The organism is Streptomyces sp. NPDC050549, assembly GCF_040655035.1.
Lineage (GTDB): Bacteria > Actinomycetota > Actinomycetes > Streptomycetales > Streptomycetaceae > Streptomyces.
In genome coordinates, this window is sequence record NZ_JBFAJD010000016.1 from 63,190 (window position 1) to 85,753 (window position 22,564).

22 protein-coding genes and 1 pseudogene are annotated in these 22,564 nt (G+C 71.1%); 10 read left to right on the plus strand and 13 right to left on the minus strand.

What is annotated here, in order from left to right; all coding sequences use genetic code 11:
- Positions 1-31: 31 nt before the first annotated feature.
- The 4 genes from AB0I51_RS23595 to AB0I51_RS23610 all read right to left on the minus strand — a co-directional run bounded on the left by AB0I51_RS23595 (position 32) and on the right by AB0I51_RS23610 (position 3,054).
- The gene (locus AB0I51_RS23595) at positions 32-1,243 is read right to left on the minus strand and encodes an FAD-dependent monooxygenase (protein WP_362978109.1); all 1,212 of its coding nucleotides are present in this window, start codon (positions 1,241-1,243) and stop codon (positions 32-34) included.
- Positions 1,244-1,374: 131 nt separating this feature from the next.
- Complete coding sequence (locus AB0I51_RS23600; RefSeq protein ID WP_262060447.1) at positions 1,375-1,743, minus strand: roadblock/LC7 domain-containing protein; 369 nt, start codon at positions 1,741-1,743, stop codon at positions 1,375-1,377.
- Positions 1,744-1,864: 121 nt separating this feature from the next.
- Positions 1,865-2,707, minus strand: a complete 843-nt coding sequence (locus AB0I51_RS23605) for a hypothetical protein (RefSeq protein ID WP_362978111.1) — start codon at positions 2,705-2,707, stop codon at positions 1,865-1,867.
- Entirely contained in the window at positions 2,704-3,054 is a 351-nt protein-coding gene (locus tag AB0I51_RS23610; RefSeq protein WP_362978113.1) for a hypothetical protein, read from the minus strand. The genes AB0I51_RS23605 and AB0I51_RS23610 overlap by 4 nt, the downstream gene beginning before the upstream one ends.
- Before the next feature lie 164 nt (positions 3,055-3,218).
- Here AB0I51_RS23610 and AB0I51_RS23615 point away from each other — a divergent pair, with 164 nt between their 5' ends.
- Positions 3,219-3,584, plus strand: a complete 366-nt coding sequence (locus AB0I51_RS23615) for a hypothetical protein (protein ID WP_362978115.1) — start codon at positions 3,219-3,221, stop codon at positions 3,582-3,584.
- Between the two features lie 154 nt (positions 3,585-3,738).
- Here AB0I51_RS23615 and AB0I51_RS23620 read toward each other — a convergent pair whose 3' ends face one another.
- Positions 3,739-4,434 (minus strand): ribonuclease H, encoded by a 696-nt coding sequence (locus tag AB0I51_RS23620; protein WP_362978117.1) that lies wholly within the window; start codon positions 4,432-4,434, stop codon positions 3,739-3,741.
- Here AB0I51_RS23620 and AB0I51_RS23625 point away from each other — a divergent pair.
- Positions 4,421-5,773: a low temperature requirement protein A gene (locus AB0I51_RS23625; protein WP_362978119.1), complete on the plus strand. Its 1,353-nt coding sequence runs from the start codon at positions 4,421-4,423 to the stop codon at positions 5,771-5,773. The genes AB0I51_RS23620 and AB0I51_RS23625 overlap by 14 nt on opposite strands.
- Positions 5,774-5,786: 13 nt before the next feature.
- Here the strand turns inward: AB0I51_RS23625 and AB0I51_RS23630 are convergent, their stop codons facing one another.
- The gene (locus tag AB0I51_RS23630; protein ID WP_362978121.1) at positions 5,787-6,320 is read right to left on the minus strand and encodes a nuclear transport factor 2 family protein; all 534 of its coding nucleotides are present in this window, start codon (positions 6,318-6,320) and stop codon (positions 5,787-5,789) included.
- Between AB0I51_RS23630 and AB0I51_RS23635 the strand changes: the two genes are divergently transcribed.
- The gene (locus tag AB0I51_RS23635; RefSeq protein ID WP_362978123.1) at positions 6,289-6,774 is read left to right on the plus strand and encodes a TetR-like C-terminal domain-containing protein; all 486 of its coding nucleotides are present in this window, start codon (positions 6,289-6,291) and stop codon (positions 6,772-6,774) included. The two genes, AB0I51_RS23630 and AB0I51_RS23635, sit on opposite strands and share 32 nt — an antisense overlap.
- Before the next feature lie 17 nt (positions 6,775-6,791).
- Here the strand turns inward: AB0I51_RS23635 and AB0I51_RS23640 are convergent, their stop codons facing one another.
- A complete protein-coding gene (locus tag AB0I51_RS23640) occupies positions 6,792-7,586 on the minus strand; it encodes a VOC family protein (RefSeq protein WP_362978125.1) in 795 nt (264 codons plus the stop codon).
- A 135-nt stretch (positions 7,587-7,721) separates the two neighbouring features.
- On the opposite strand from AB0I51_RS23640, the gene AB0I51_RS23645 reads away from it, so the two are divergent.
- The 4 genes and pseudogenes from AB0I51_RS23645 (at position 7,722) to AB0I51_RS23660 (ending at position 12,390) form a co-directional block, all read left to right on the plus strand.
- Positions 7,722-8,735, plus strand: a complete 1,014-nt coding sequence (locus tag AB0I51_RS23645) for a zinc-binding alcohol dehydrogenase family protein (RefSeq protein ID WP_362978344.1) — start codon at positions 7,722-7,724, stop codon at positions 8,733-8,735.
- A 226-nt stretch (positions 8,736-8,961) separates the two neighbouring features.
- On the plus strand, positions 8,962-10,404 hold the full coding sequence (locus AB0I51_RS23650; RefSeq protein WP_362978127.1) for a family 2B encapsulin nanocompartment shell protein: 1,443 nt from the start codon (positions 8,962-8,964) through the stop codon (positions 10,402-10,404).
- A gap of 4 nt (positions 10,405-10,408) precedes the next feature.
- Positions 10,409-11,461: a family 2 encapsulin nanocompartment cargo protein terpene cyclase gene (locus AB0I51_RS23655; protein WP_362978346.1), complete on the plus strand. Its 1,053-nt coding sequence runs from the start codon at positions 10,409-10,411 to the stop codon at positions 11,459-11,461.
- Between the two features lie 49 nt (positions 11,462-11,510).
- Positions 11,511-12,390, plus strand: a pseudogene (locus AB0I51_RS23660) (geranyl diphosphate 2-C-methyltransferase).
- A 3-nt stretch (positions 12,391-12,393) separates the two neighbouring features.
- Here AB0I51_RS23660 and AB0I51_RS23665 read toward each other — a convergent pair.
- Positions 12,394-12,786 (minus strand): STAS domain-containing protein, encoded by a 393-nt coding sequence (locus AB0I51_RS23665; protein WP_362978129.1) that lies wholly within the window; start codon positions 12,784-12,786, stop codon positions 12,394-12,396.
- Positions 12,787-13,018: 232 nt separating this feature from the next.
- Between AB0I51_RS23665 and AB0I51_RS23670 the strand changes: the two genes are divergently transcribed.
- The 3 genes from AB0I51_RS23670 to AB0I51_RS23680 all read left to right on the plus strand — a co-directional run bounded on the left by AB0I51_RS23670 (position 13,019) and on the right by AB0I51_RS23680 (position 16,372).
- A complete protein-coding gene (locus AB0I51_RS23670) occupies positions 13,019-13,693 on the plus strand; it encodes a response regulator transcription factor (RefSeq protein ID WP_362978131.1) in 675 nt (224 codons plus the stop codon).
- Positions 13,694-13,727: 34 nt separating this feature from the next.
- Positions 13,728-15,392 (plus strand): hybrid sensor histidine kinase/response regulator, encoded by a 1,665-nt coding sequence (locus AB0I51_RS23675; RefSeq protein WP_362978133.1) that lies wholly within the window; start codon positions 13,728-13,730, stop codon positions 15,390-15,392.
- Positions 15,393-15,469: 77 nt separating this feature from the next.
- The gene (locus tag AB0I51_RS23680) at positions 15,470-16,372 is read left to right on the plus strand and encodes an SGNH/GDSL hydrolase family protein (protein ID WP_362978135.1); all 903 of its coding nucleotides are present in this window, start codon (positions 15,470-15,472) and stop codon (positions 16,370-16,372) included.
- Here AB0I51_RS23680 and AB0I51_RS23685 read toward each other — a convergent pair.
- The 5 genes from AB0I51_RS23685 to AB0I51_RS23705 are packed head-to-tail and all read right to left on the minus strand — an operon-like array spanning position 16,326 to position 22,564.
- Positions 16,326-17,024 carry a TetR family transcriptional regulator C-terminal domain-containing protein gene (locus tag AB0I51_RS23685; protein WP_362978137.1) on the minus strand — a complete coding sequence of 233 codons (699 nt, stop codon included), beginning with the start codon at positions 17,022-17,024 and terminating at the stop codon, positions 16,326-16,328. The two genes, AB0I51_RS23680 and AB0I51_RS23685, sit on opposite strands and share 47 nt — an antisense overlap.
- Entirely contained in the window at positions 16,991-18,997 is a 2,007-nt protein-coding gene (locus AB0I51_RS23690; RefSeq protein ID WP_362978139.1) for a CocE/NonD family hydrolase, read from the minus strand. Before AB0I51_RS23690 ends, AB0I51_RS23685 begins: the two co-directional genes overlap by 34 nt.
- Entirely contained in the window at positions 18,994-20,724 is a 1,731-nt protein-coding gene (locus AB0I51_RS23695; RefSeq protein ID WP_362978141.1) for an ABC transporter ATP-binding protein, read from the minus strand. Before AB0I51_RS23695 ends, AB0I51_RS23690 begins: the two co-directional genes overlap by 4 nt.
- Entirely contained in the window at positions 20,724-21,611 is an 888-nt protein-coding gene (locus AB0I51_RS23700; protein ID WP_362978143.1) for an ABC transporter permease, read from the minus strand. Before AB0I51_RS23700 ends, AB0I51_RS23695 begins: the two co-directional genes overlap by 1 nt.
- Positions 21,608-22,564 carry an ABC transporter permease gene (locus AB0I51_RS23705; protein ID WP_362978145.1) on the minus strand — a complete coding sequence of 319 codons (957 nt, stop codon included), beginning with the start codon at positions 22,562-22,564 and terminating at the stop codon, positions 21,608-21,610. Before AB0I51_RS23705 ends, AB0I51_RS23700 begins: the two co-directional genes overlap by 4 nt.

Genomic DNA, 22,564 nt, shown 5'->3' on the forward strand with positions numbered 1-22,564 from the left:
TTCACCCAATGCTCTCGGGAGGCCGGGCGCCCTACTTGCGGGAGGCGAGCGCCCGCGCGTGGACGGTCCGCGCCAGCCTGGGGCCGAGCCAGCGCTTGAACCGGCGCAGCGCCTCCAGCCGTCCGGCCGCCCTGTCGAGGCCGTAGTAGACCTGCGGCGGGACGTACGGCAGCAGCGGCGAGTGGCGCTGGCCGAGCAGGGCGAACATGCGGTGCGGGGGCAGGTGGATGTAGCGCTGGAGGTTCTCGTACCACTGGGCGCTGTATCGGGCCGCGCTCTGGATGGACAACAGGGCGGATTTACGGCGCTGTTCGTAGGCGGCGAGGGCCTGCGGCAGTTCGGTGTGGTCGCGCAGGGCGTCGGCGAGCGCGATGGCGTCCTCCAGGGCGAGGGTGGTGCCGGCGCCGATCGAGTAGTGGGTGGTGTGGGCGGCGTCGCCGAGCAGGACGAGGTTGCCCCGGTGCCAGGTGCGGTTGGTGAGGGTACGGAAGTTGAGCCACTGGGCGCTGCCGTCGGCGGAGGCGCGGCCGATCAGGGAGTGGCCGTCGAGGAGGTCGGCGAAGAGCTTCTCCAGGAGGGCGAGTCCGTCGGCCTCTGCGGCGGTGTCTAGGCCGAGGCCGGTCCAGGTCTCGGGGGCGCACTCGATGACGCAGGTGCTGCCCTCGGGCCCGAACGCGTAGCCGTAGCACCAGATCCAGCCGTGGTCGGTCTCCACGAAGGCGAAGGTGAAGGAGCCGAAGACCTTGCTGGTGCCGAGCCAGATGTACTGGTTGCGGCCGGGCTTGAGTTCGGCGCCGAAGTGGTCGGCGTGACGGGTGCGCAGCGCGCTGTTGACGCCGTCGGCGGCCACGATCAGATCCGCGTCGGGGAGGTCGTCGGCCGTCACCTCGCGCTCGAACTCCAGCCGTACGCCGAGGGATCTGGCCCGTTCCGAGAGGATCTTGAGGAGTCGGTGGCGGCCGATGCCGTGGCCCTCGTCGCCGGGCTGGGTGGTCGTCAGATCCCGGACGCGGGCGACGCCGTCGCTCCAGCGCACCGAGTGTTCGTCGACCGCCTGCGCCGACTCCGGGTCGTACTTCCGGAGTTGGTCGAGCAGTCCGCGCCAGTACGTGACACCCCAGCCGTAGGTCGAACCCTCGGGGTTGCGCTCGTAGACGGTGATGTCGTGGGACGGGTCCTGCCGCTTCAGCAGGATCGAGAGATACAGGCCGGCGGGCCCGCCTCCGACACAGGCGACCTTCACGCGCACACCCCTGGGTTTTACTCAAAGTGGTCAAGTGGATCCGCAGAGTAGCAGGAGGGGGCGACAGGGAATTCCCGTCACCCCGCACAGGACCGATGAGACGACCGGGACGGCGCAGACGTTCTTGTCGATCAGACGTCCTTGTCCAGATGGCGGCGCAGTTCCGCCGTGAGGGCCGGGATCTCGCGGCGGAAGGCCGCTTCGTCGAGGCCGTCGTCGGCGACCACGGCGAGCAGCGCGCGGTCTCCGACGGCCGTCACGATGACGTGGCCCGTGCTGCCCCGTGCGGTGATCTCACGGAGGTGGCCCGCTCCGCCGTGGTCGGCGAGGCGGTGGCCGAGTGCGAGGCCCGCCGCCGCGAGGGCGGCCATGGACTCGGGGTGGGTCTTGTTCGCGTCGCTGGCCACGACGAGCCCGTCGCTGGTGGCCAGGGTCGATTCGGTGACTCCCATTACGTTGTCCCGCAGGGCGATGAGGAGGTCGGTCACGGGGTCGCTCATGGCGTCTTCTTCCTGTTGCGTGCAGGCGGTGGGACAACGAGGCGGGAAGGGATCGGGTCACGTCGGGTCCGGTGCGTCCGCGGGGTGCCTCGGCGCGAACGGGCAGGGCGGGGTAGGTCGTTCAGTCGTGGGACCGGGGCTCGGGTGCGGAGTTCCGGCCGGGCCGGCGGCGCGGGAGCGGTGCGGAGCCGGGTGCGGCTGAGGGTGCCGTGGCGGGTACGCCGCGGGCCGCCGTGCTGGGCCTGTTGTCCGCCGAGGGCGTGTGCGGCTGGACGAGTCCGCGGTCCAGCAGGTGTCGCAGGTCCATCATGACGGCGAAGAGACCTCTGCCGAGGGCGAAGGCGATGTCTCTCGCCGTGCCGCGGCCGTCCGCGTGGGCCAGGACCTCCTGGTGCCGGACGGGAAGCCCGGCGGCGGTGCCGGGGAGGCCCGCGGCGGACACCGACCGGACGCGGGTGCGGGCGAGGGCTGCGACCGAACCGGGCTCCCTGGCAAGGAGGTTGACCCGCCGGGCCACCTCGCCGAGGAGTCGCTCGGGGGTGACGCCGACGTTGCGGTGGAGCGCCGGAACGGGATCGGCCACCTCCCAGGAGTCGGGCACGGCGAGGGACAGCGCGAAGGCGGCGTCGAACAGGGCGCCCAGGCTGATGACTTCGAGTTCGCCGGCGCCGACGAGCCCGCGCGCCACGAGTTCGTCGGCGAGGTGTTCGTGGGTGGTGTCGCAGGCTCGGACCGCCGACCACGCCTCCTCACCGATCCGGCCCGATCTGAGCAGCAGGCCCTCGATGCCCGGGGCGCCGGGCGTCTCCATGGCCACCACCAGTCCGTCGCGCACATGGATCGAGCCGCCCGGGGTGCCGGTTACGTGCACGGTGCAGGAGCGCGCCCGGTCCCGGAGGACCGACAACAGCGCGGGAACGTTGCGGGAGTCGGCGAGCGGTTCCCCGGTGCCGGACTGCGTCATGCCAGCAACTCGTCGGCGTGCCGGTGCAGTTCGCGCAGCGCCCAGGTGAGGTTGGTGCGCTCACGGTCGACGGTCGCGCACAGCAGCAAGGGGTCGCCCCGCCGCGCGAGTTGGAGCGTCACGAGATGGCGGGTGGAGGTGGTCACGACGACGCTCTCCAACTCCCCCGACGCACCGGCCCGGTTGAGGCGGGTGCGGGCGATCTCCGCTATTTCGCAGGAATCCTGACTGCCGCTCACATCACCCGACTCCGCATAGGAGAGGCCGGTGACGGCATCGAGCAGCATGGCTCCGCTGATACCGGGCGCGGTCAGGGCACGGCCCAGTGCTGCGTCGAGCGATGGCAAAGGCCCCCCCCTTCAGTCACTCTGGCGAGCAGACTACTTTATTTGCCAACTATCGCAACTCCGACCAAAGATGGTGTTGTCTGTAACCCGCATGGTTCACATTGAGACCGTTTTCATGGCGAGATCCAGCGTCTCGCCGGGTCGTGAGGGGAACGAGGCACCACGTGAACATTGAGGCGACACTCAAGGAAGCGATGACTATCGACGGGGCCCTGGGGGTGTCCCTCGTCGACTACGAGAGCGGCATGACGCTGGGGGCGTTGGGCGGCGGGCCGCATCTGGACCTGGAGGTCGCGGGGGCGGGGAACACCGAGGTCGTGCGGGCGAAGCAGCGCACGCTGAAGTCCATCAACGTGGATGACAGGATCGAGGACATCCTGATCACTCTCGGGAAGCAGTACCACCTGATCAGGCCGCTGGCGAGCGCGCGCGGCTCGCTCTTCCTGTATCTCGCGCTGGACCGGGAGCGCAGCAATCTGGCACTGGCGAGGCACAACCTCAAGCGCCTTGAGGCGAGTTTGGAGATATGAACGCGTCGCGGCATATGACAATCGCGTAATCGCGACCTCGGACGGTCTCGGCGCGGCCATATGCGCCGAGACCGGTCCGGCCAATGAGTCCGACCTTTGCGCTGCCGAATTCCCGGGCGGCGCACGACCGTTAAAGCGGAGGGGCCGTAATTGTCTAGTCCACTTTCTCGGTACGGCACTCCGGATGGCCCCAGCCCTGGGCGTTCTTGCTGATGGGCTCGCCCGCCGCGTAGGAGCGTCCGCACAGGCAGCGGCCGGGGAACTTCGCCTTGATGGTGCGGGACGAACTCGCGCCCTTCCGGGCCGACTTGGCACCCGCCGGGCGGGCGGACTTCTTCGGAGTGTCGGGCGAGGGCGGCGGCTCCGGGGAGCCGAGGTCGCTGCCCGCGGGCTCCTGCACGACGGCAGCCTGACTGGCGGCGCGGTCGGCGAAGTCGTTCAGCGGATCGCCGTCGACCTGGTGGGCGGGGACGTAGCGGAACTCGACCGAGCGGCCGTCGAGCAGTTCGTCGATGCGGACGACCAGTTCCTGGTTGGCGACCGGCTTGCCGCCGGACGTCTTCCAGCCGTTGCGCTTCCAGCCGGGCAGCCAGGTGGTGACCGCCTTCATGGCGTACTGCGAGTCCATCCGGATCTCCAGCGGTACGTCCGGTGCGGTCGCCGTCAACAGGCGCTCCAGCGCGGTGAGTTCGGCGACGTTGTTGGTGGCCCTGCCGAGCGGTCCAGCCTCCCAGCGGGCCGGGCTCTCCTCGTCCTCCGACACGACCCAGGCCCAGGCCGCGGGCCCCGGATTTCCCTTCGAAGCCCCGTCACAGGCGGCCACCACACGTTCACGCATGCGCCCGATCATGCCATGGCTGTGCCACATGCTCCGCGCCGCCCCGATCCGGCGGGACGCCCGGCACCGATGCCGTCGGCCGCCCCGCGCCCCTGCCGCACGCCCCGTCCGGGAATCGGACCGCCCGGCCCTCTACGCCGCGCGCACGACCTCGCGACACGAGCAGTGGGCCCGGCTGCGCCACCTGTTGTGGCTGCCGCCGCGCCCCCACGGGGAACAGCCGCGCGAGCGGGTGGTCGGGCCGCTCGAACTCTTCTACGACCTCGTCGTGGTCGTCCTCGTCGCCCAGGCCGCCCATCATCTGGCCGGGGAGCTCGACCGGCACGGCCTCGGCCTGTTCGCCGCGGTGTTCGCACTGGTGTGGATCGCCTGGCTCAACGGCAGCCTGCACCACGAACTGCACGGGCACGAGGACGCCCGCGGCCGGAGCGTGTTCCTGCTGCAGATCCTGGTGCTCGTGCCGCTGGGCGCGTTCATCCCGGAGGCGGGCGACGCACGCGGTGCCGCGTTCGCCGTGGACGCGGGGGTGCTGTTCGCGGTCCTGGCGCTGCTGTGGCTGCCGGCCTCACGCGGCGACACTCCCGAATTCCGGCGCCCCAGCGTGCTGTTCGTGACGGGAACGGCGCTCTGTTCGGTCGTCCTGGCGGCGGGTGCCGCGCTGCCCGCGGATGCCCGGGTGCCGACGTGGGGTGTGCTGGCCGTCGTCTATCTGCTGGGGTTCGTGTTCGTGCTCGGCAGGGCCATTCCGGAACGGGTGGTCGGGTTCAGCGTGACCGACGCGCTCGCCGAGCGGTTCGGGCTGCTCATCATCATCGTGCTCGGCGAGAACGTGACCGGCGTGGTCGACGGACTGTCCCACGAGCCGACCGGCGCGCTCACCCTCGCCGTCGGGCTGGCCGCCGTCGTGGTCGGCTCCGGCGGCTGGTGGACGTACTTCGACTTCGCCGGACACCGGCTGCCGCGGCCCACGCGGGCGAGCGCACTGCAATGGATGATGATCCACCTGCCGCTCACGGCCGCGGTGGCCGCCATGGGCGCCGCGATGGTGGGCCTGGTCGAGCACGCCCACGACGGCCGGACCCCGGCCGCCACGGCCTGGGGGCTCTGCGGGGGCACGGCCGTCGTGCTCTGCGCGACGATGGTGCTCGCCGCGTCCCTGCGCGTCTGGAACGAGGACATCGGCCTCTACCGGCCGCCGGCCCGGCCCTGCGTCGCCATGGCCGTCGTGTGGGTGGCCCTGGGCGCCCTGCGTCCGGCTCCCCTGCTTCTGGGCCTCGTCGTCGCGCTCGGCGTGCCCTGGGGACTGGCGGTGGCGCACCGCATGGCCCACGAAGGGGAACAGGCGGTGTGACCGCGCACGGGTGTCAGGGCGTCGAGGGACGGGTCTCGGTCCAGTCGACCATCAGCCGGCGCTCGGCGAAGTACCAGTCGCCGTCCAGCTTGGTGAACTCGTCGAGGCAGCGGATGGACGCGATCATGAGCGTGCGCTGCCCGGACTCGTCGACCGAGACATGGTGGGCCAGGCAGTAGCTCTCACCGCTCGCCCGGTCCCCGTCCAGGGTGATCGTGCTCTGGCCGTTGAAGTGCGTGGTGGCCCGGTAGACGTTGAGGTTGCCGAAGACCGGGGCCAGCGACTCGCGGCCGTGCAGCTCCTGTGTCGGCTCCGCCGCGGTGGCGTCCATGAACACCAGGAAGCGGGTGTCCTCGGTGAACAGGGCCGTCTGTCCCTTGGCGTCCCGTCGGTCGGCGCAGTGCGCGTAGGCGTCGACCAGTTCGCGGACGGCCAGCCGGTCGGCGGCCTCCTGGGGTGGGATCGCGGTGCCCGTCGTGGACCTCGCCGCGCAGCGGTCCGTCTCCCGGATCTCCGTGGCGGAACTGGCCGACCGGGCAGGGGTCACCCGCGCCACGTTCTGCAACCGCTACAGCTCCCCGCTGGACCTGCTCATCCAGGTGCTCCAGGCCGATCTGGAGCGCGGCCACCGCCGTGAGGCCGAGGCCCGCGCACAGGGTGGGCACTCGGCCGCCGAACTGCTCCGGCTGGCCACCGCCGAGGTCGCCCACCACGTCGAGCGGTATCTGCCGGTCTACCGGCACGCCCTCACGGATCCGGCGGACAGCGGTGTGTACGACGCGCTCGTTCGCCACTTCGGCGACTACATGCTGTCCTTCATGGCCGACGGCGACCGCCCGGGACTTCCCGAGGCCGGTCAACGAATCGTCGCGCAGTTCCTGGCCCACGGCTTCGCGGGCGCCATCAGGGCATGGCTCAAGGACCCGACGGTCACCAAGGACGACTTGGTCGACGCGGCCGTGGCCTGCGCCCCCGCCTGGTGGACGGCCGACGGCCGCTGACGAACGCCCCCGCCCGGTCAGACGTCCGTCATCTGCGGCATCTCTCCCTGGGTCGTGGTCATGTCGATCACCGTGAAGGATGCACCCTGCGGGTCGCTGAGGGCCGCGAACCGCCCGAAGGGGCTGTCCATGGGGCCGAAGCGGAGGATCCCGCCGAGCTTCGTGGCCTTGGCGACGGCGTCGTCGCAGTTGTCCACGGCGAAGTACACGTTGACGTACGACGGGATCTCGGGCGGGAACTCGTCACCCATCCGCATCCGTCCGATGACCGCGTTCTCGCCGACGTTGTAGACGCGGTAGTCGACGCCGGCGTCGTCCATGCTCTTCGCCGAGTACGGGAAGACCGCCGGGAAGAATCCGTCCGCTTTCGCGGGCTCGCGGGTGAAGACCTCGGCCCAGGCGTAGGCCCCGGGTACACCCGACGCCTCGAAGCCCTCGTGGGTGCCGCCCTGCCAGACACCGAACACGGCGCCGCTGGGCTCACGGGCCAGGCACATCGTGCCGAACTCGCCGACCTGCATCGGCTCCATCAGCACCTCGCCGCCGTTCTCCCGGATCTTCGCCGCGGTCGCCGCCGCGTCCGGTGAGGCGAGGTAGAGGCACCACTGCGACTGTCCCTCCTGGCCGGACATCGGCGGTACGACGGCCGCCACTGCCTTTCCGTCGACGTAGGCCTGCGTGTAGTTGCCGTACTCCGACGACGACTCGCCGAAGGTCCAGCCGAGAACTTCGCCGTAGAAACTCTTGGCTCCCTCGACGTCGCCGAACATCGCGTCGGCCCAACAGGGGGTTCCCTCAGGTTGTACGGCCATGGCTACGGCCCTCTCCGGTAGGTCGGGGTGTCTTGGTCGGGTTGTCCGGATTCTCACGCTAGTCACCCGGGGAGCGGGGCGCGCGCCGAACGACGGGGTCCGTTACACACTGGACTCATGGCGGATACGACGACGATGCGCGCGTGGGCGGTGGGCGAGCCGGGGCCGGTCGAGAAGGGCTCCCTCCGGTTCGTGGAGAAGCCGGTTCCGGTGCCGGGTGACGACGAACTGCTGGTGCATGTGCGGGCGTGCGGGGTGTGCCGTACCGATCTGCATGTCACCGAGGGCGATCTGCCGGTGCGTCGCCCGGGGGTGACTCCGGGGCACGAGGTCGTGGGTGCGGTGGCCGGGCTCGGGGCGGCGGTGCGCGGGTTCGCGGTCGGTGACCGGGTGGGGGTGGCGTGGTTGCGCCGGACCGACGGCGACTGCGTGTACTGCCTGCGCGGGGCGGAGAACCTGTGCCCCCGGTCCGAGTACACCGGCTGGGACGCCGACGGCGGCTACGCCGAGTACACGACCGTACCGGCGGCGTTCGCCCATCGCCTGCCCGCCGGCCTCGACGACGTGGCCCTGGCACCGCTGCTGTGCGCGGGCATCATCGGCTTCCGCGCCCTGCGCCGCGCGTCACTGCCGCCCGGCGGACGGCTCGGTCTCTACGGCTTCGGCGGCAGCGCCCACCTCTGCGCGCAGGTGGCGCTGGCCGAGGGGGCGACCGTGCACGTACTGACCCGGGGCAGGGCGGCACAGCGGCTCGCGCTGGAGCTGGGGGCGGCCTCGGCGCGGGACGCCTACGAGGCGCCGCCGGAGCCGTTGGACAGCGCGATCCTGTTCGCTCCGGTCGGCGACCTCGTCCCGGTGGCGCTGCGGGCCCTCGACCGGGGCGGCGTCCTCGCGGTCGCGGGCATCCACCTCAGCGACACACCGCCACTGCACTACGAGGACGAGCTCTTCTACGAACGGGAGTTGCGCAGCGTCACCTCCAACACCCGTGCCGACGCACGGGAGTTCCTGTCCCTGGCGGCCCGGTACGGCGTACACGCCACCACCCACACATATCCGCTGTCGCGGGCCGGGGACGCACTGGCGGATCTGAAGGCCTGCCGTTTCGACGGGGCCGCGGTGCTGGTGAACGACCTCAGCGGGCAGTGAGCACAGGGGGTTTCGCACGGGCAGGGGGTTTCGCACGGGCAGGGCGGACACGCGCCCCGCGCGCCGGGGCAGGTTCAAGGTCCCTGGCCGTCCCGGACTCCATCGGCGGGTTTACGACCTCCGGGACGTGAAGCCGCCCCATTCGCGCGGTTACCGGTCCCGGGCAGGACTGTTTGGCTTGTAAACCGACGACGCGCTCACCCCTGTTCACCTCCCGGGAGGGAATGTGTCCACACCGGAAAGCGTCGACGGACCAGCCACCGACGACTCCGTCCCCGAACCACCCGGCAACGGACAGCTCACCAGCCTCAGTACCGTCGCGGCCCGTCAACTCGTCACGACCACCAAGTCCGAACCGCAGATGCAGGCCATCACCTCGCGCTGGCTGCTGAAGATGCTGCCCTGGGTGGACGTCAGGGGCGGCGCCTACCGGGTCAACCGGCTGCTCCAGGTCAGCGTCGGCCGCGGCCGGGTGCGGTTCGAGCAGAACGGCGCCGACGACGTCAAGGTCATCCCCGAGACGCTCACCGAACTGCCCGTGCTGCGCGGGTACTCCGACACGGAGGTCCTGAAGGAGATCGCCACCCGGTTCCGGGTCCGCGAAGTGCGGCCGGGCCAGGTCCTGTTCGAGGCCGGGCAGCCCGTCACCGAGGCCTGCCTGGTCGCCCACGGCCGCTTCACCCGCTACGCCGCAGGACCCTACGACGAGGAGGAAATCCTCGGAGTCGTCACCGACGGCGACCAGATGGGGGACGCGGCCATCGGGCAGTCCGACCCGCTGTGGCTGAGTTCCGTGCGGGCCGAGACCGCGGGAGTGCTGCTCGTCCTGCCCTGGGACGTCGTATCCGAATTCACCGACCGCATACCGTCGTTGGCCGTCCATCTGGAGGCGTACGCCGAGCGGCAGCGGCTGCCGGTAACCGCAAGGGCGAGGCCGATGTGCCGGTACAGGCCGGCCATGTGGGCGAAGGTGACGCTGCCCGGTGGCTTCGTCGACTACGAACTCGCCCCGCGCGAGTACGAGTTGTCCCTCACGCAGACCGTGCTGCGCGTGCACACCAGGGTCGCCGACCTCTACAACGACCCGATGGACCAGACCCGGCAGCAACTGCGGCTCACCACCGCGGAGATCCGCGAGCGGCAGGAGTGGGAGCTGGTCAACAACCGGGAGTTCGGGCTGCTGCACAGCGTCGACCACACCCAGCGCATCAGCACCTTCACCGGTCCGCCGGCCCCGGACGACCTCGACGAACTGCTCACCATGCGACGCAAGACCAAGCTGTTCCTCGCCCACCCCAAAGCGATCGCGGCCTTCTTCCGGCAGTGCAACCGGCGCGGTCTGGTGCCGGGTACGGCGAGCGTCGACGGGCACGAGATCCCCGCCTGGCGCGGGGTGTCGTTCTTCCCGTGCAGCAAGATCCCGATCTCCCCGCAGCACACCACCAGCATCATCGCGCTGCGCACCGGGGAGGCCGACCAGGGTGTCGTCGGCCTGTTCCAGACCGGTATCCCCGAGGAGTACCAGCCCGGTCTGAACGTCCGGTTCATGGGCATCGACTCGGCCGCGATCATCCGCTACCTCGTCACCGCGCACTACTCGATGGCCGTCCTGGTCCCCGACGCGGCGGGAATCCTGGAGAACGTCCAGATCGGCCGGACCGCCGAGTGACGGCCTGGAGAAGCCCACGACCACCTCCCTTTCGCCGCCCGGTCCGCCGAATCTGGCGGGCACCCTGCGGGCCCGTCGCACCGGTGCGATCCCCGGTCTCACCCACCGTCCGGCGGTGCCCGCCGACCCGGAGAAGGCCGCCGAGCTCGACCGCGGACTGGAGAACTGGGCGCGCGGTCTCGATCTGTTCCCGGCCGCGTGGGACGGGGACTTCGCCGGGTTCCAGCTCGGCCGGGCCGTGGTGCTCCAGCACCCGGGGGCGGCCGACCTGGAACGGCTGACCGCCGCGGGCAAGCTGCTGCTCGCCGAGAACATCGTCGACACCTGCTACTGCGAGGAGGACGAGGGCAAGGGCGGTGCGCACCGCGGGCTCGGCGGCCGGCTGATCATGGCCCAGTCGGCGCTGGACCCGTACCACGGCACGCCCGAGCTGGAGGCGGAGTGGCGCCAGGGCATGCAGACCGACGGCCCGCTGCGCTCGTACCACTTCGCGCTCAAGGACTACGCCCTGCTCGCCACCCCCAGCCAGACCGACCGGATCGTGCACGACCCGGCCCGGCTGCACCTCGGTTACCTCGCCGAGGCCGCGTGGGCCGAGATCCGGTACATGCCGCGGGTGTGGGAGTACCTGGTGATGTGGCAGTTCGACAACTTCCGGCCCTGTCTGTCGATCGTGGACGCGGTCGACGGCTACGAACTGCCCGAGCAGGTCTACGCCCGGCCGGAGATCCAGCGGGTCACGGCCCTGGCCTGCAACGCCACCACCATCGTCAACGACCTGTACTCCTTCACCAAGGAGCTGGCCGGCGACCCGGACCACCTCAACCTCCCTCAGGTCGTCGCCGCCAACGAGCGGTGCGGGCTGAAGGCCGCCTATCTGGAGTCCGTCGAGATCCACAACCGGATCATGGATGCCTTCGACGAGGAGTCCGCCGCGCTGTCCGCCACCTCGCCCCCCGTCGCGCGCTACACCGAGGGCCTGGCCGCCTGGGTGCCCGGCAACCACGAGTGGCACGCGACCAACACCCACCGCTACCACCTGCCCAACTACTGGTAAGAGTCCGGTCCCTGACTTCCCGTCAGACACACCACGCCAGGAGTCACCGTTGACCACCACCGACGCCGGCACCACGGCAGCACCGGTGCCGACCCAGTCCACGTACCAGAGCCGTGTCGCGGACTACTGGAACGCCGAAGAGAACCCGGTCAACCTCGCCCTCGGACAGATCGACGACCTGTACCACCACCACTACGGAATCGGCGGGGCCGACGAGTCCGTGCTGGAGGACCCCGAACCCGTCCGGCGCCGGGAACGGCTCACCGCCGAACTGCACCGGCTGGAGCACGCCCAGGCCGAGTTGCTCGCCTCCCACCTGGGCCGACTCACCCCGGACAACCGGGTGTTCGACGCCGGCTGCGGACGCGGCGGGGGCAGTGTGGTGACGCATCTGCGCTACGGCTGCCGGGCCGACGGGGTCACCATCTCCGCCAAGCAGGCCGAGTTCGCCAACGCGCAGGCCCGTGTCCGGGGCATCGACGGCAAGGTGCGCTACCACCACCGCAACATGCTCGACCGACACCGGCTTCCCGGCGGGCGGGTTCGCCGCGTCCTGGAACAACGAGTCCACGATGTACGTCGAGTCGGACCTGCTGTTCGCCGAGCACGCCCGGCTACTGCGCCGCGGCGGACGCTATGTTGTGATCACCGGCTGCTACAACGACACCTACGGCCGGGCCTCGCGCGAGATGTCCCTGATCAACGCCCACTACATCTGCGACATCCACCCCAGGTCGGAGTACTTCCGCGCGATGGCCCGCAACCGGCTGGCGCCCGTCCACGTCCAGGACCTCACCGAGGACACGATCCCCTACTGGGCGCTGCGCAGGCAGGCGGACCATCTGGTCACGGGGATCGAGGACACCTTCCTGAGCGCCTACCGCAACGGCAGCTTCCAGTATCTGCTGATCGCGGCCGACCGGGTCTGAGTCTCAGCGGCCGGCGATCCTGGAGGCCGCCTCCGGGAGACCCGGCGCCGGATCGAGCAGGTCAAGCGTGCCGTGCGCCCGCAACAGGCGCACGGTGCGCGGGGCGCACACCACGGCGAAGCCCGCCTCGTACTCCCGCACCCGGCGGCGGAAACGCAGCACCAGGTTGAGTCCGGTGGAGTCGATGAACGTCGTACGGCGCAGATCGACGACATAGGCGGGTGCACGGAGGGCCACGACCGAGTCCAGCCACTCGCGCAGCGGGGTGGCGGTCGCCAGATCGATGTCGCCGTGCAGGTCGACGACGAGCAGGCCGTCCCTGGCGCCCAGCAGGGCATGGCCGCCGGGCGCCGGCCAGGCCGCCGCGGTCACCGGCTCCAGGCTGTTCTCGTGCAAGGTGGTCCGTCCCCGTTCCGTGCCTTACGCGCGCGGGCGCGCGATCCGGCGCGGGTCCGTGGGGCGGCTTCGACATCCCCGCACCGCACGAGCCCGCGCCGGAACTCCCCCCGAGCGGCTCCCCCTTGAACCGTGGGTGCCTACTGTTCTACCTTCGCCACATGGTCGGGACATCAACGCCCGCTCATCAGCGACACAACGAGCGGGCCGAGGTCGGGCCGGGTGATGCGGGATGCGTCCGCACCTGGCACTGATCGAGGACGAACCCGATTTCGCACTGATGTGCCGTTCCTACCTTGAGCACGAGGGATTCACCGTCACCTGGGCCATGCACGCCCGCGCCGGCAAGTCCGTCCTCCACGAGAGCCGCGTCGACCTCGCCGTGCTCGACCTGGGCCTCCCGGACGGCAGCGGCCTGGAACTGCTGCGGGCGCTCCGTTCGACCAGCCGGCTCCCGGTCATCATCGTCACCGGGCGGGGCGCGGAGGCCGACCGGGTGGCGGGTCTGGAGATCGGCGCCGACGACTACCTCGTCAAGCCGTTCTCACAGCGGGAGTTGGTGGCCCGGATCCGGGCGGTGCTGCGCAGGTCACAGCCGCCGGAGACCCCGGCGGTGATCCAGGTCGGCTCGCTGCGGATCGACACGGCGGCACGTCGGGCGTCCGCCGACGGCGTCTTCCTCACCCTGCGCCCCAAGGAGTACGCCCTGCTGGAGATGCTCGGCGAGGCGCCCGGCCGGGTGTTCTCCACCGAGCAGGTCCTCGACCGGATCTGGGGCGCGTCCTGGCAGCAGCCCGCGACCGTGATCGAGCACGTGTACCGCCTGCGCGGCAAGCTCGCGGCACTCCCCGTGCCCGCGCCCCGGATCACCACCGTCCGCGGTTACGGCTACCACCTGGACCCCTGAGACCACGAGACCCCCGAGACCTCTGGGAGCCGTCATGCCGCCCCTCGCCGCCCCGGACTTCCGGCTGCTCTTCGACTCCTCGCTCTCCCCGCTGCTGATTCTCAGCCCCGACTTCACCATCGTCGAAGTCAACCGCGCGTACCTCACCGCCACCCGAACGGAGCGCACGATCGTCGGACAGCGGATCTTCGACGTCTTCCCCGACAACCCGGACGACCCCTCGGCGGACGGCGTCGCCAATCTGCGCCGCTCCCTGGAGTCGGTGGTGGCGACAGGCCGCAAGGACACGATGGCCCTGCAGCGCTACGACATCCCGACCGGCGAGGCGGGCGGTTTCGCCGAGCGGTACTGGAGTCCCGTCAACTCCCCCGTCCTGGGCGCCGAAGGAAGGGTCACGCACATCATCCACCGGGTGGAGGACGTCACGGACTTCGTGCATCTGCGCCGGGTCGGCCGGGAGCAGGAGCGGGCCGCCGCCGATGCGCAGATGCGGGCCGAGGGCATGGAGATCGACCTGTTCGTCCGGGCCCGGGAGATCCGCGAGGTCAACGAGCAGCTGAGCCGCGCGAATGCCGAACTGGACGCGGCCGGACGGCAGTTGAGGGAGGAACAGCGCGCCAAGGACCGGTTCATCGCCACGCTCTCGCACGAGCTGCGCAACCCGCTCGCCGCGGCCTGCGCGGCCGTCGAACTGCTCGCCCTGGACCTGCCGGACGGCGGTCTTCCCGCACTGGCCGTCCTGGAACGGCAGTTGGGCACGCTGGTGCGGATGAGCAACGATCTGCTCGACGGGACAAGGGCGTTGACCGGGCGCCTTGAACTGGTGCCCGAGCGGGTCGACGTACGGTCCGTGGTCGAGGGCGCGTGCGCCGACATCCGAGGCCTGTTCGGACACGACGAGCGCACCCTCCTGCTCACCCTGCCGGACACGCCCGTCGTGGTCGACGGGGACCGGCTGCGGCTCGCGCAGGTGCTGACGAACCTGCTGTCCAACTCCCTCAAGTACACCCCGCCCGGCGGGTGTACGGAGGTCCGGCTCACGGTTGAGGACGAACAGGTCCGGCTCGTCGTGCGGGACGACGGCATAGGTTTTGAACCCGCCCAGGCCGAGGACCTGTTCGGGGTGTTCATGCGGGCGGCACCGGCGGGCCCCAACACCCCGGAGGGTCTTGGCCTGGGCCTCGCGGTCGCACGGACAATGGTCGAACTGCACGGCGGACGGATCGGCGCGCACAGCGAGGGGCCCGGCAGAGGTGCGACGTTCACGGTCCTGCTGCCCCGCGCCGACGAGGCGGCCCCCGAACCGGTACGCCCGACCGCGCCACCCCGTGCCCGGCGCCAACTGGCCATCCTGATCGTGGAGGACAACACCGACCTCGCCGCGACCTACCGCACGCTCCTGGAACGCCAGGGCCACCACGTCACCGCCGTGCACACCGGCGCCGACGCGCTCGACGCGACCGAGTCCGACGTCTTCGACGTGGTGCTGTGCGACCTGGGCCTGCCCGACACCGACGGCTACACGGTGGCCCGTACGGTACGGGCCCGGCCGCACGGTGACCGGCCGCGGCTGATCGCGGTCTCCGGCTTCAGCCGGGGCACCGACCGCTCGCTGTCCCGGACGGCGGGCTTCGACGCGCATCTCGCCAAGCCGCTCCCGCTGACCGATCTGCTCGACCTGCTGGCGCGCCTGCAGTAGCCGGGCGTCTTCCCCCGTCACCCTGGCTGTGCTTGCCTGGAGAGCCGTTTTCCGGTGCCCGGGGCAGGAGTCGCCGTATGCGGAAGCCGTGGATCGTGGGTGTGCTGCTGGCCGGAGTGCTGATCGGCGCCTGCACGGACCCGGCGTCCGGACCCGAGGTCGCCCCGCCGACTCCTTCGGTGCCGACCACCACACATCGCCAAGTCCCCATCGCCCCGGTGGAGTCGGCGCCCGGTGTGCTCTATCTCGGGGACTCCCTCGCGATGGAGAGCCGGCGGGTGCTCGGGCGGGAGCTCCGCGGCACGCTGGACGCGACGTACACGAGTGCCCCGTACTCGGGGACCACGCTCTGCGACTACCTGGAGGGCACCGGGGCGCGTTCGCTGGTGCCGGACGGCGACAAGGCGGCGGCGCTGGTGCGCGCGCTGCACCCGGACTTCGTGGTGCTGCAGTTCTGGGGCAACGCGTGGGGCTACACGCCCTGCATGGACGGGATCACCTACGACGCCGACCGGCGGACGTATCTGAAGCGGTACGCGGCCGACATCAGGAAGCTCACCACCCAGATCGCGACCGCCGGAGGCTCTCAACGGCCCACGATCGTCTGGGTGTTGCAGGGGCCCGACCCGATCACCCCCGAGCGCGTCCGGGCGGTGAACGCGCTCTACCGGACGTCGGCCGGGTCCACGGGTGACATCGTCGCCGACGCCGGCCGGACCGTGAGCGCGGCCGGCGCCCGCTACACCTGGACCCAGTACCTCCCGTGCACCGCCTACGAGCGCGCCCACCCCGACTACTGCACCCAGCCGGGCAACGGCCGTACGGCCCTGCACCGGGACGACGACTACCTGCACTTCTGCCTGGCGCCGACGACCTCGACGCCCAGGCCGTGTCCGGTCCCCTCCCCCGGCATCCTGCGCATGGCCCGGGAGATCACCCGGGTGATCGGCGACCGAGCTCGGTCTCGATCAGCCGGTTGAGGTGTCGGCGGGCGTCCTCGGTGCTCAACGGGGGTGCCTGGCGCAGCCGTTGCAGGGCAAGGCCGTCGGCGAGGGCGGCGAAGCGGACCGTGAAGCCGTCGAGGTCGTCGGAGCGGAACTCGCCGTCGGCGACGCCCCGTTCGGCCAGGGCGCGGATCTGCTGGTGCCAGCTCTCGTACCGCCGGGCCTGACCGCTGGAGAAGGCCTCGTCGGTGCCCTGCTCGCCCGCGTTCCAGTAGTCGAACCACATCCGCCAGTGCCGGTCGGTGTCCTCGGTGAACAGTGCGTCGACCAGCAGCCGCAGTGCCTCCGCCCCGCTCGCCGCCTGCTCGGCGGCCTCGTTCAACTCGGCGTAGTAGCGCTCGATGTGGAGCACCATCGCCTCGGAGAGGATCTCCTGCACACTGCTGAAGTGGTACGTGACGGTACCGACGGAGACACCCGCCGCCGCTGCCACGTCCCGAACGCCGACCGAGGCGTAGCCGCGTTCCGCTATCAGCGGGACGGCCGCCTCGACGATGAGCCGCCGGCGCACCTCGGTGGGCTGCCGGGTACGGTCGGCGGCGGCGACGGCACGGCGGGGGGACTTCGCGGCCGGCTGGGGCTGCTTGGCGGCCGTCATCCCGACGTCCTCGGGGTGGTGCGGTGCCATGCGCGCTTGGCCACTGTCTCTCCGTTCGCCCGTGCTTCGACGCGACTGTCCATGACGAAGTCCGCGGCCGTGGCACGCAGCTCCGTCCGCGCCATGATCTCAGCGTCGTAGCCGTCCCCGCGCCGCAACCGGATGCGCCACTCCGAGACGGCTCGCGCGGACAGCGGGTCCTCACTCCGGATGCGGTACGTCTCGCGCGCGCTCTCCTCGTAGCGCAGCCCGTCCGGATACGTCCGCGAGCCCCCGTAGTTGGGGTCGACCTCCAGCGTCCACTCCCCCTTGGCGACATCGTGCGTGACCAGACGCTCGGGCGTCGGCCCGGCGGGCCGGTCGTAGGTCACGTCGAGCGGGACCGCCTGCTCGGGCTCCTCGAAGCGGATCGGCGGCTCCGGTCCCCTTTCACGCACGGGCAGTTGTAGGACGCTCTCGGCCGGTACCACCCGCAGCTCGCCGCGCTCGCCGTGCGGCCACACCCACGGCCAGTAGGTGTCGGAGACGGCGACCCGGATCCGGTGGCCGGGCGGGATCGCGTAGCCGATGCCGGTCAGCTCGAACTCGACGTCCTCGTACGTCCCCGGTGTCCACTCGACGGCCCGGTCCCGGCCGTACCTGCTCAGCAGGTTGAGCACGCCACGGGTGACGAGCGTGGACGAGCCGTCCGGGGCGACATCGCAGAGGCGGGCGACGACATGGGCGCGCGAGACGGCGCTGTCGAGGCGGAGGCGGACGCGCGGTCGGCCGAGGATCTCGACGCGTTCGGTGAGCGGCTCGGAGTCGAAGCAGACCGAACGGCCGTCCTCCTCGCGCTGGTCCGGCGGCAGGTCGCTCGCGTTGCCGAAGGGGAAGAAGCGCCCGGCGTCGAGGCCGGTGTGCTGCGGAGACCGCACGAGGATGGGCTCAACGCCTGCGCCGAGCGGCCTTGAGTCCCAACCGACCTTCGGGCTCGGCCACTTGACGTCACCGACCCAACGGCCGGGCAGTACGTCGTACGACGTCGACGGCGGGACCGGGTCGGTGATCCAGGCCCGGAGCAGGGGCTCCCCCATCACGCCCGTGTCGATGCCCTTGAGGTGCTGGTCCCACCAGCGCAGGGTCTCCTGAAGAAAGCCGATCGCGGGTCCTGGCGGCAGACCGCGGTCGGGGTACTGGTGCGACCAAGGGCCGACGATGCCCCGGACGCGGTCGCCGGGCAGGTGCTCGACGAGCCGCAGCACGGTGTCCCGGTACGGGTCGTTCCAGCCGCCGACCGCGAGGACGGCCGCGCCGATCGCGGTGTAGTCCTCGCAGACGCTGCCGTGCCTCCAGTAGTCGTCGCGCTGTTGGTGGTCGAGCCAGGTGTGCAGGAAGGGTTCGAGGACCTCGAGGCGCTCGCGCCACATCGGCAGCCAGCGATCGGCGCCGACGCTCGCCGGGTCCGGCGGGCGGGCGGCGAAGGCGAGCATCGTGCCGGCCCAGGCGAGCATGTCGATCCCGAGGACCGCGCCGCCCGTGTAGTGGACGTCGTTGTCGTAGCGGTCGTCCGTGGAGCAGACCGTGACGATCGCCTTGAGCGGTTCGGGCACGAGGGCGGCGATCTGGAGCGAGTTGAAGCCGCCCCAGGAGATGCCGAACATGCCGACCTTGCCGGTGCACCAGGGCTGCGCGGCAAGCCAGTTGACGACGTCCACACCGTCCGCGAGTTCCTGCGCGTCGTACTCGTCACCGGGCAGGCCCTCGCTGTCACCGTGCCCACGGATGTCCACGCGGACGGAGGCGTAGCCGTGGCCCGCGTACCACGGGTGGCGCTGGGCGTCGCGGGGCGCGGTCCAGTCGCTCTTGCGGTACGGGAGGTATTCGAGCAGCGCGGGTACCGGTTCCGACTCGGCGTCATCGGGCCGCCAGATGCGGGCGTGCAGCCGGGTCCTTCCGTCCCGGGTGGGGATCCAGACGTCCTCGCGGACGACCTGGCGCTCGAACTGCTCGCGGTACTTCACGAAACTCCTTCCGCCACGGGGGCGATGAGGGGGCGCCAGCGTCGGACGCGGTGGCCGTCGGCGCCGTGGTCGGTCCAGATGTCGTCGCCGTCCGCCGCGTCGGCCCAGTCGGCGGTGTCGTCCACGTAGGGCTGGGCGTCGGGGTCGGGTTCGAGGGCGGCGGCCATGAGCTGGCGGGTGTAGGGGTGCCGGGGGTCGGCGAAGACGGCCTCCGTCGGCCCCTCTTCCACGACGACTCCGTGGCGCAGTACGACGACCCGGTCCGCGATGCCTCGTACGACGGCCAGGTCATGGCTGATGAACAGGCAGGCAAGATCGCGTTCGCGCCGGAGGTCGTCGAGGAGGCGGAGCACGTCGGCCTGGACGGAGACGTCCAGGGCGGTGGTGATCTCGTCGGCGATCAGGACGTCGGGCTCACCCGCCAACGCCCTTGCGATACCGATGCGTTGACGCTGACCTCCGGAGAGCTGCGCGGGAAGGCGGTCGGCCAGGGCCGGATCGAGGCGTACGTCGGCGATGAGCTGTCGGGCCCGCTCGGCCACCTCCGTGCGGTCGGTCGCCGTGCCGAAGAAGCGCAGCGGGTGGCGGACCGCGTCGCCGACGGAGCGGCGGGGGTTGAGCGAGGTGTCCGCGTTCTGGAAGACGAGTTGCACGCGGCGCCGCAGGGACAGGGGTCGTTGCTGAGCGGGGCGGGCGAGGTCGCCGTCCGCGTGGCGCATCGTGCCGCCGGACGGGGTGCGCAGTCCGGCCAGGGTCCACGCGAGGGTGGACTTGCCGCTGCCCGACTCGCCGACGAGGGCGAGGACTTCGCCGCGCCGGACGTCGAAGGAGACGCCGCGCACGGCGCGCGTGCTGCCGTAGTCGATGGTGATGTCCTGCGCGGAGACGGCCACGGGAGCGTCGGCGGGCACCTCGGCCTTCGGCCTGACCTCACGCTCCCCCGTCTCGCCGACGACGGCGAGCCCTGTGTCGTCGAGGCGCGGAACGCTCGCCAACAGGCGGCGGGTGTACGGGTCTTGAGGCTGGGCGAAGAGCTGTCGCGTGGGTGCCGATTCGACCACCCGGCCCGAGCACAGGACGGTCACCTCGTCGGCCATGTGGGCGACGACGCCGAGGTCGTGACTCACCAGCACGGCGGCCAGGCCGAGTTCGTCGCTCAGGGCGGAGATCAGGTCGAGGACGCTGCGCTGGGTGACGACGTCCAGGCCGGTCGTCGGTTCGTCGAGGACCAGGACCTTGGGGCGGGCCGCGATGGCCATGGCGATGGCGACGCGCTGCTGCTGGCCGCCGGAGAGTTCGTGCGGATAGCGCCGGGCCAGGTCGGCGGGGTTCGGCAGCCGGACCTGTTCGAGCAGTTCCACGACGGGGACCTCGCCGCCGGCCTCCGCGATCTGGCGTCCGATGCGCATGGAGGGCGTGAGGGCATGGCCGGCGTTCTGGCCGACCATCGCGACCGTGCCGCCACGCAGCCGCCGCAACTCCCGTGCGGGCAGGGCGAATACGTCGGCGCCGGACACCTGGACCGACCCGCCGGTGATCCGCGACCCGTGGCGCAGATGGCCGAGCAGGGTCGCGGCGACGGTCGACTTGCCACTGCCGGACTCGCCGACGAGAGCGTGGGTCTGCCCCTCGGCGACGTCCAGCGACACCTCGTGCACCACGGGCACGTCCCGGCCGCCCGAACGGTAGGCCACGGACAGGGAGTTGACGGAAACGATCGGGGTCATCAGGAGCCCTCCCTGATCCGGTCGACGCCCCACGCCTTGGACAGGCCGTCGGCCGCGAGGTTGAGCCCGACCACGAGCGTGGCCAGGGCGATGATGGGCGCGATGGTCGCCATGGGGACGACGGTGATGGCGGTGCGGTTCTCGGCGACCATCAGTCCCCAGTCGGGAGTCGGCGGGTCGGCGCCGAAGCCGAGGAAGGACAGCGAGGAGATCAGCAGTACGACCCAGGAGGCCCGCATCGCGAACTCCACGCACACCACGTCCGTGATGTTCGGCAGGATCTCGCGGCGCAGAATCGACCAGGTGCTCTCGCCTCGGGAGCGGGCCGCGGTCACGTAGTCGGTGGGGACCACCGCGAGGGTGGCGCCACGGACGACGCGGACGACCTGCGGGACGTAGACGACCGCGACGGCGAGGACGATGACCGCGGGGCCGGTGCCGAGGGCGGTCACGACGACGAGCAGGGCCAGGACGGCGGGTATGGACAGGATCGCGTCCAGGACCCGGCCCAGTACGTCGTCGAACCAGCCGCCGCGCAGTGCGGCCGCGCAGCCGATGACCGTACCGAGGGCGACGGTCAGCAGGGTGGCGGCGATGGAGACGCCCAGGGCGTACCGGCCGCCGTGGAGGACGCGGGCGAGGACGTCGCGGCCGTACTGGTCGGTACCGGCCCAGTGGCTCCAACTGGAGCCGAGCAGGGCGCGGCCGGCGTCGTTGGCGATGGGGTCGTAGGAGGTGAGGAGGGGTGCCAGCAGGGCGATCAGGACGTGTACGGCGACGATCGCGAGGCCGATGAGCGCCGTTCGGGAACTGGTCAGGGTGCGCCAGGCGCGGACGGTGCGGGCGCCGCGGACGGTGGTCGGCGGGACGGTGTCGAGCGTGGTCATCGGGTCCTCCCTCGGGTGCGGAGCCTGGGGTTGAGGGCCATGGTGGCCAGGTCGGCCGCGAGGTTGCAGACGACGTAGACGACCGCGCTGATCAGGGCGATGGCCTGGATGGTGGGCAGGTCGCGGTTCTGCACCGAGGAGAGCATCAGCTTGCCGATGCCCGGGTAGTTGAAGACGTTCTCCACGACCGCTACCCCGCCGACCAGCCAGGCCACGTTGAGCGCGATGACGTGCAGGGTGGGCAGCAGGGCGCTGGGCAGGGCGTGCCGGGTGACGACCCGCCAGGTTGAGAGGCCCTTGAGGCGGGCGGTGGTGACGTACTCGGTGGCCATCACGTCGATGACCGAGGTGCGGGCCATGCGGACGATGTACGCGGCCATCACCACGGCGAGCGCGAGGGCCGGAAGCCATACGGCGGGCAGGAGTTGGCCGACCGTGGCGTCGGGGCCGTAGAGGACGACCGCCGGGAACCACGGGAGTGCGACCGAGAAGCACAGGACGAGGACGGTCGCGACGACGAACTCGGGGACGCTCATGCCGACGAGGCTGACCGTGGAGATGAGGTGGTCGGGCCAGCGGTCGCGGTACAGGCCCGCGAGGATGCCGAGGACGATCGAGCCGGTGACCGCGAAGAGGACCGTGACGAGGGCGATCAGGGCGGAGTTGGCGAGGTAGGTGCTCACCTCGCTGCCCACGGCCTTGCCGGAGACGAGGGAGGTGCCGAAGTCGCCGTGCAGGGCGCCGCGCACCCAGTCGAAGTACCGCTCCCAGGCGGGCTGGTCGAGCTTGAGCCTGGTGTGCAGGGCGGCCACCGCGTCCGGGGTCGCGTCCTTGCCGAGGATCTGCGTCGCGACGTCGCCGGGAAGGGCCTGGACGGCGAGGAAGACGAGGACCGAGGAGAGGAAGAGGGTGCCGACTGCCGCCGCGATACGGCGGGTCATGAAGGAGAGCAT

Excerpts from the sequence above, each read along its gene's own strand:
- AB0I51_RS23600 (WP_262060447.1), bottom strand. The coding sequence starts at position 1,743 with ATGAGCGACCCCGTGACCGACCTCCTCATCGCCCTGCGGGACAACGTA.
- AB0I51_RS23605 (WP_362978111.1), bottom strand. The coding sequence starts at position 2,707 with ATGACGCAGTCCGGCACCGGGGAACCGCTCGCCGACTCCCGCAACGTT.
- AB0I51_RS23625 (WP_362978119.1), top strand. The coding sequence starts at position 4,421 with ATGCGCCCGATCATGCCATGGCTGTGCCACATGCTCCGCGCCGCCCCG.
- AB0I51_RS23620 (WP_362978117.1), bottom strand. The coding sequence starts at position 4,434 with ATGATCGGGCGCATGCGTGAACGTGTGGTGGCCGCCTGTGACGGGGCT.
- AB0I51_RS23640 (WP_362978125.1), bottom strand. The coding sequence starts at position 7,586 with ATGGCCGTACAACCTGAGGGAACCCCCTGTTGGGCCGACGCGATGTTC.
- AB0I51_RS23645 (WP_362978344.1), top strand. The coding sequence starts at position 7,722 with ATGCGCGCGTGGGCGGTGGGCGAGCCGGGGCCGGTCGAGAAGGGCTCC.
- AB0I51_RS23670 (WP_362978131.1), top strand. The coding sequence starts at position 13,019 with ATGCGTCCGCACCTGGCACTGATCGAGGACGAACCCGATTTCGCACTG.
- AB0I51_RS23675 (WP_362978133.1), top strand. The coding sequence starts at position 13,728 with ATGCCGCCCCTCGCCGCCCCGGACTTCCGGCTGCTCTTCGACTCCTCG.
- AB0I51_RS23680 (WP_362978135.1), top strand. The coding sequence starts at position 15,470 with ATGCGGAAGCCGTGGATCGTGGGTGTGCTGCTGGCCGGAGTGCTGATC.
- AB0I51_RS23685 (WP_362978137.1), bottom strand. The coding sequence starts at position 17,024 with ATGGCACCGCACCACCCCGAGGACGTCGGGATGACGGCCGCCAAGCAG.
- AB0I51_RS23695 (WP_362978141.1), bottom strand. The coding sequence starts at position 20,724 with ATGACCCCGATCGTTTCCGTCAACTCCCTGTCCGTGGCCTACCGTTCG.
- AB0I51_RS23700 (WP_362978143.1), bottom strand. The coding sequence starts at position 21,611 with ATGACCACGCTCGACACCGTCCCGCCGACCACCGTCCGCGGCGCCCGC.
- AB0I51_RS23705 (WP_362978145.1), bottom strand. The coding sequence starts at position 22,564 with ATGCTCTCCTTCATGACCCGCCGTATCGCGGCGGCAGTCGGCACCCTC.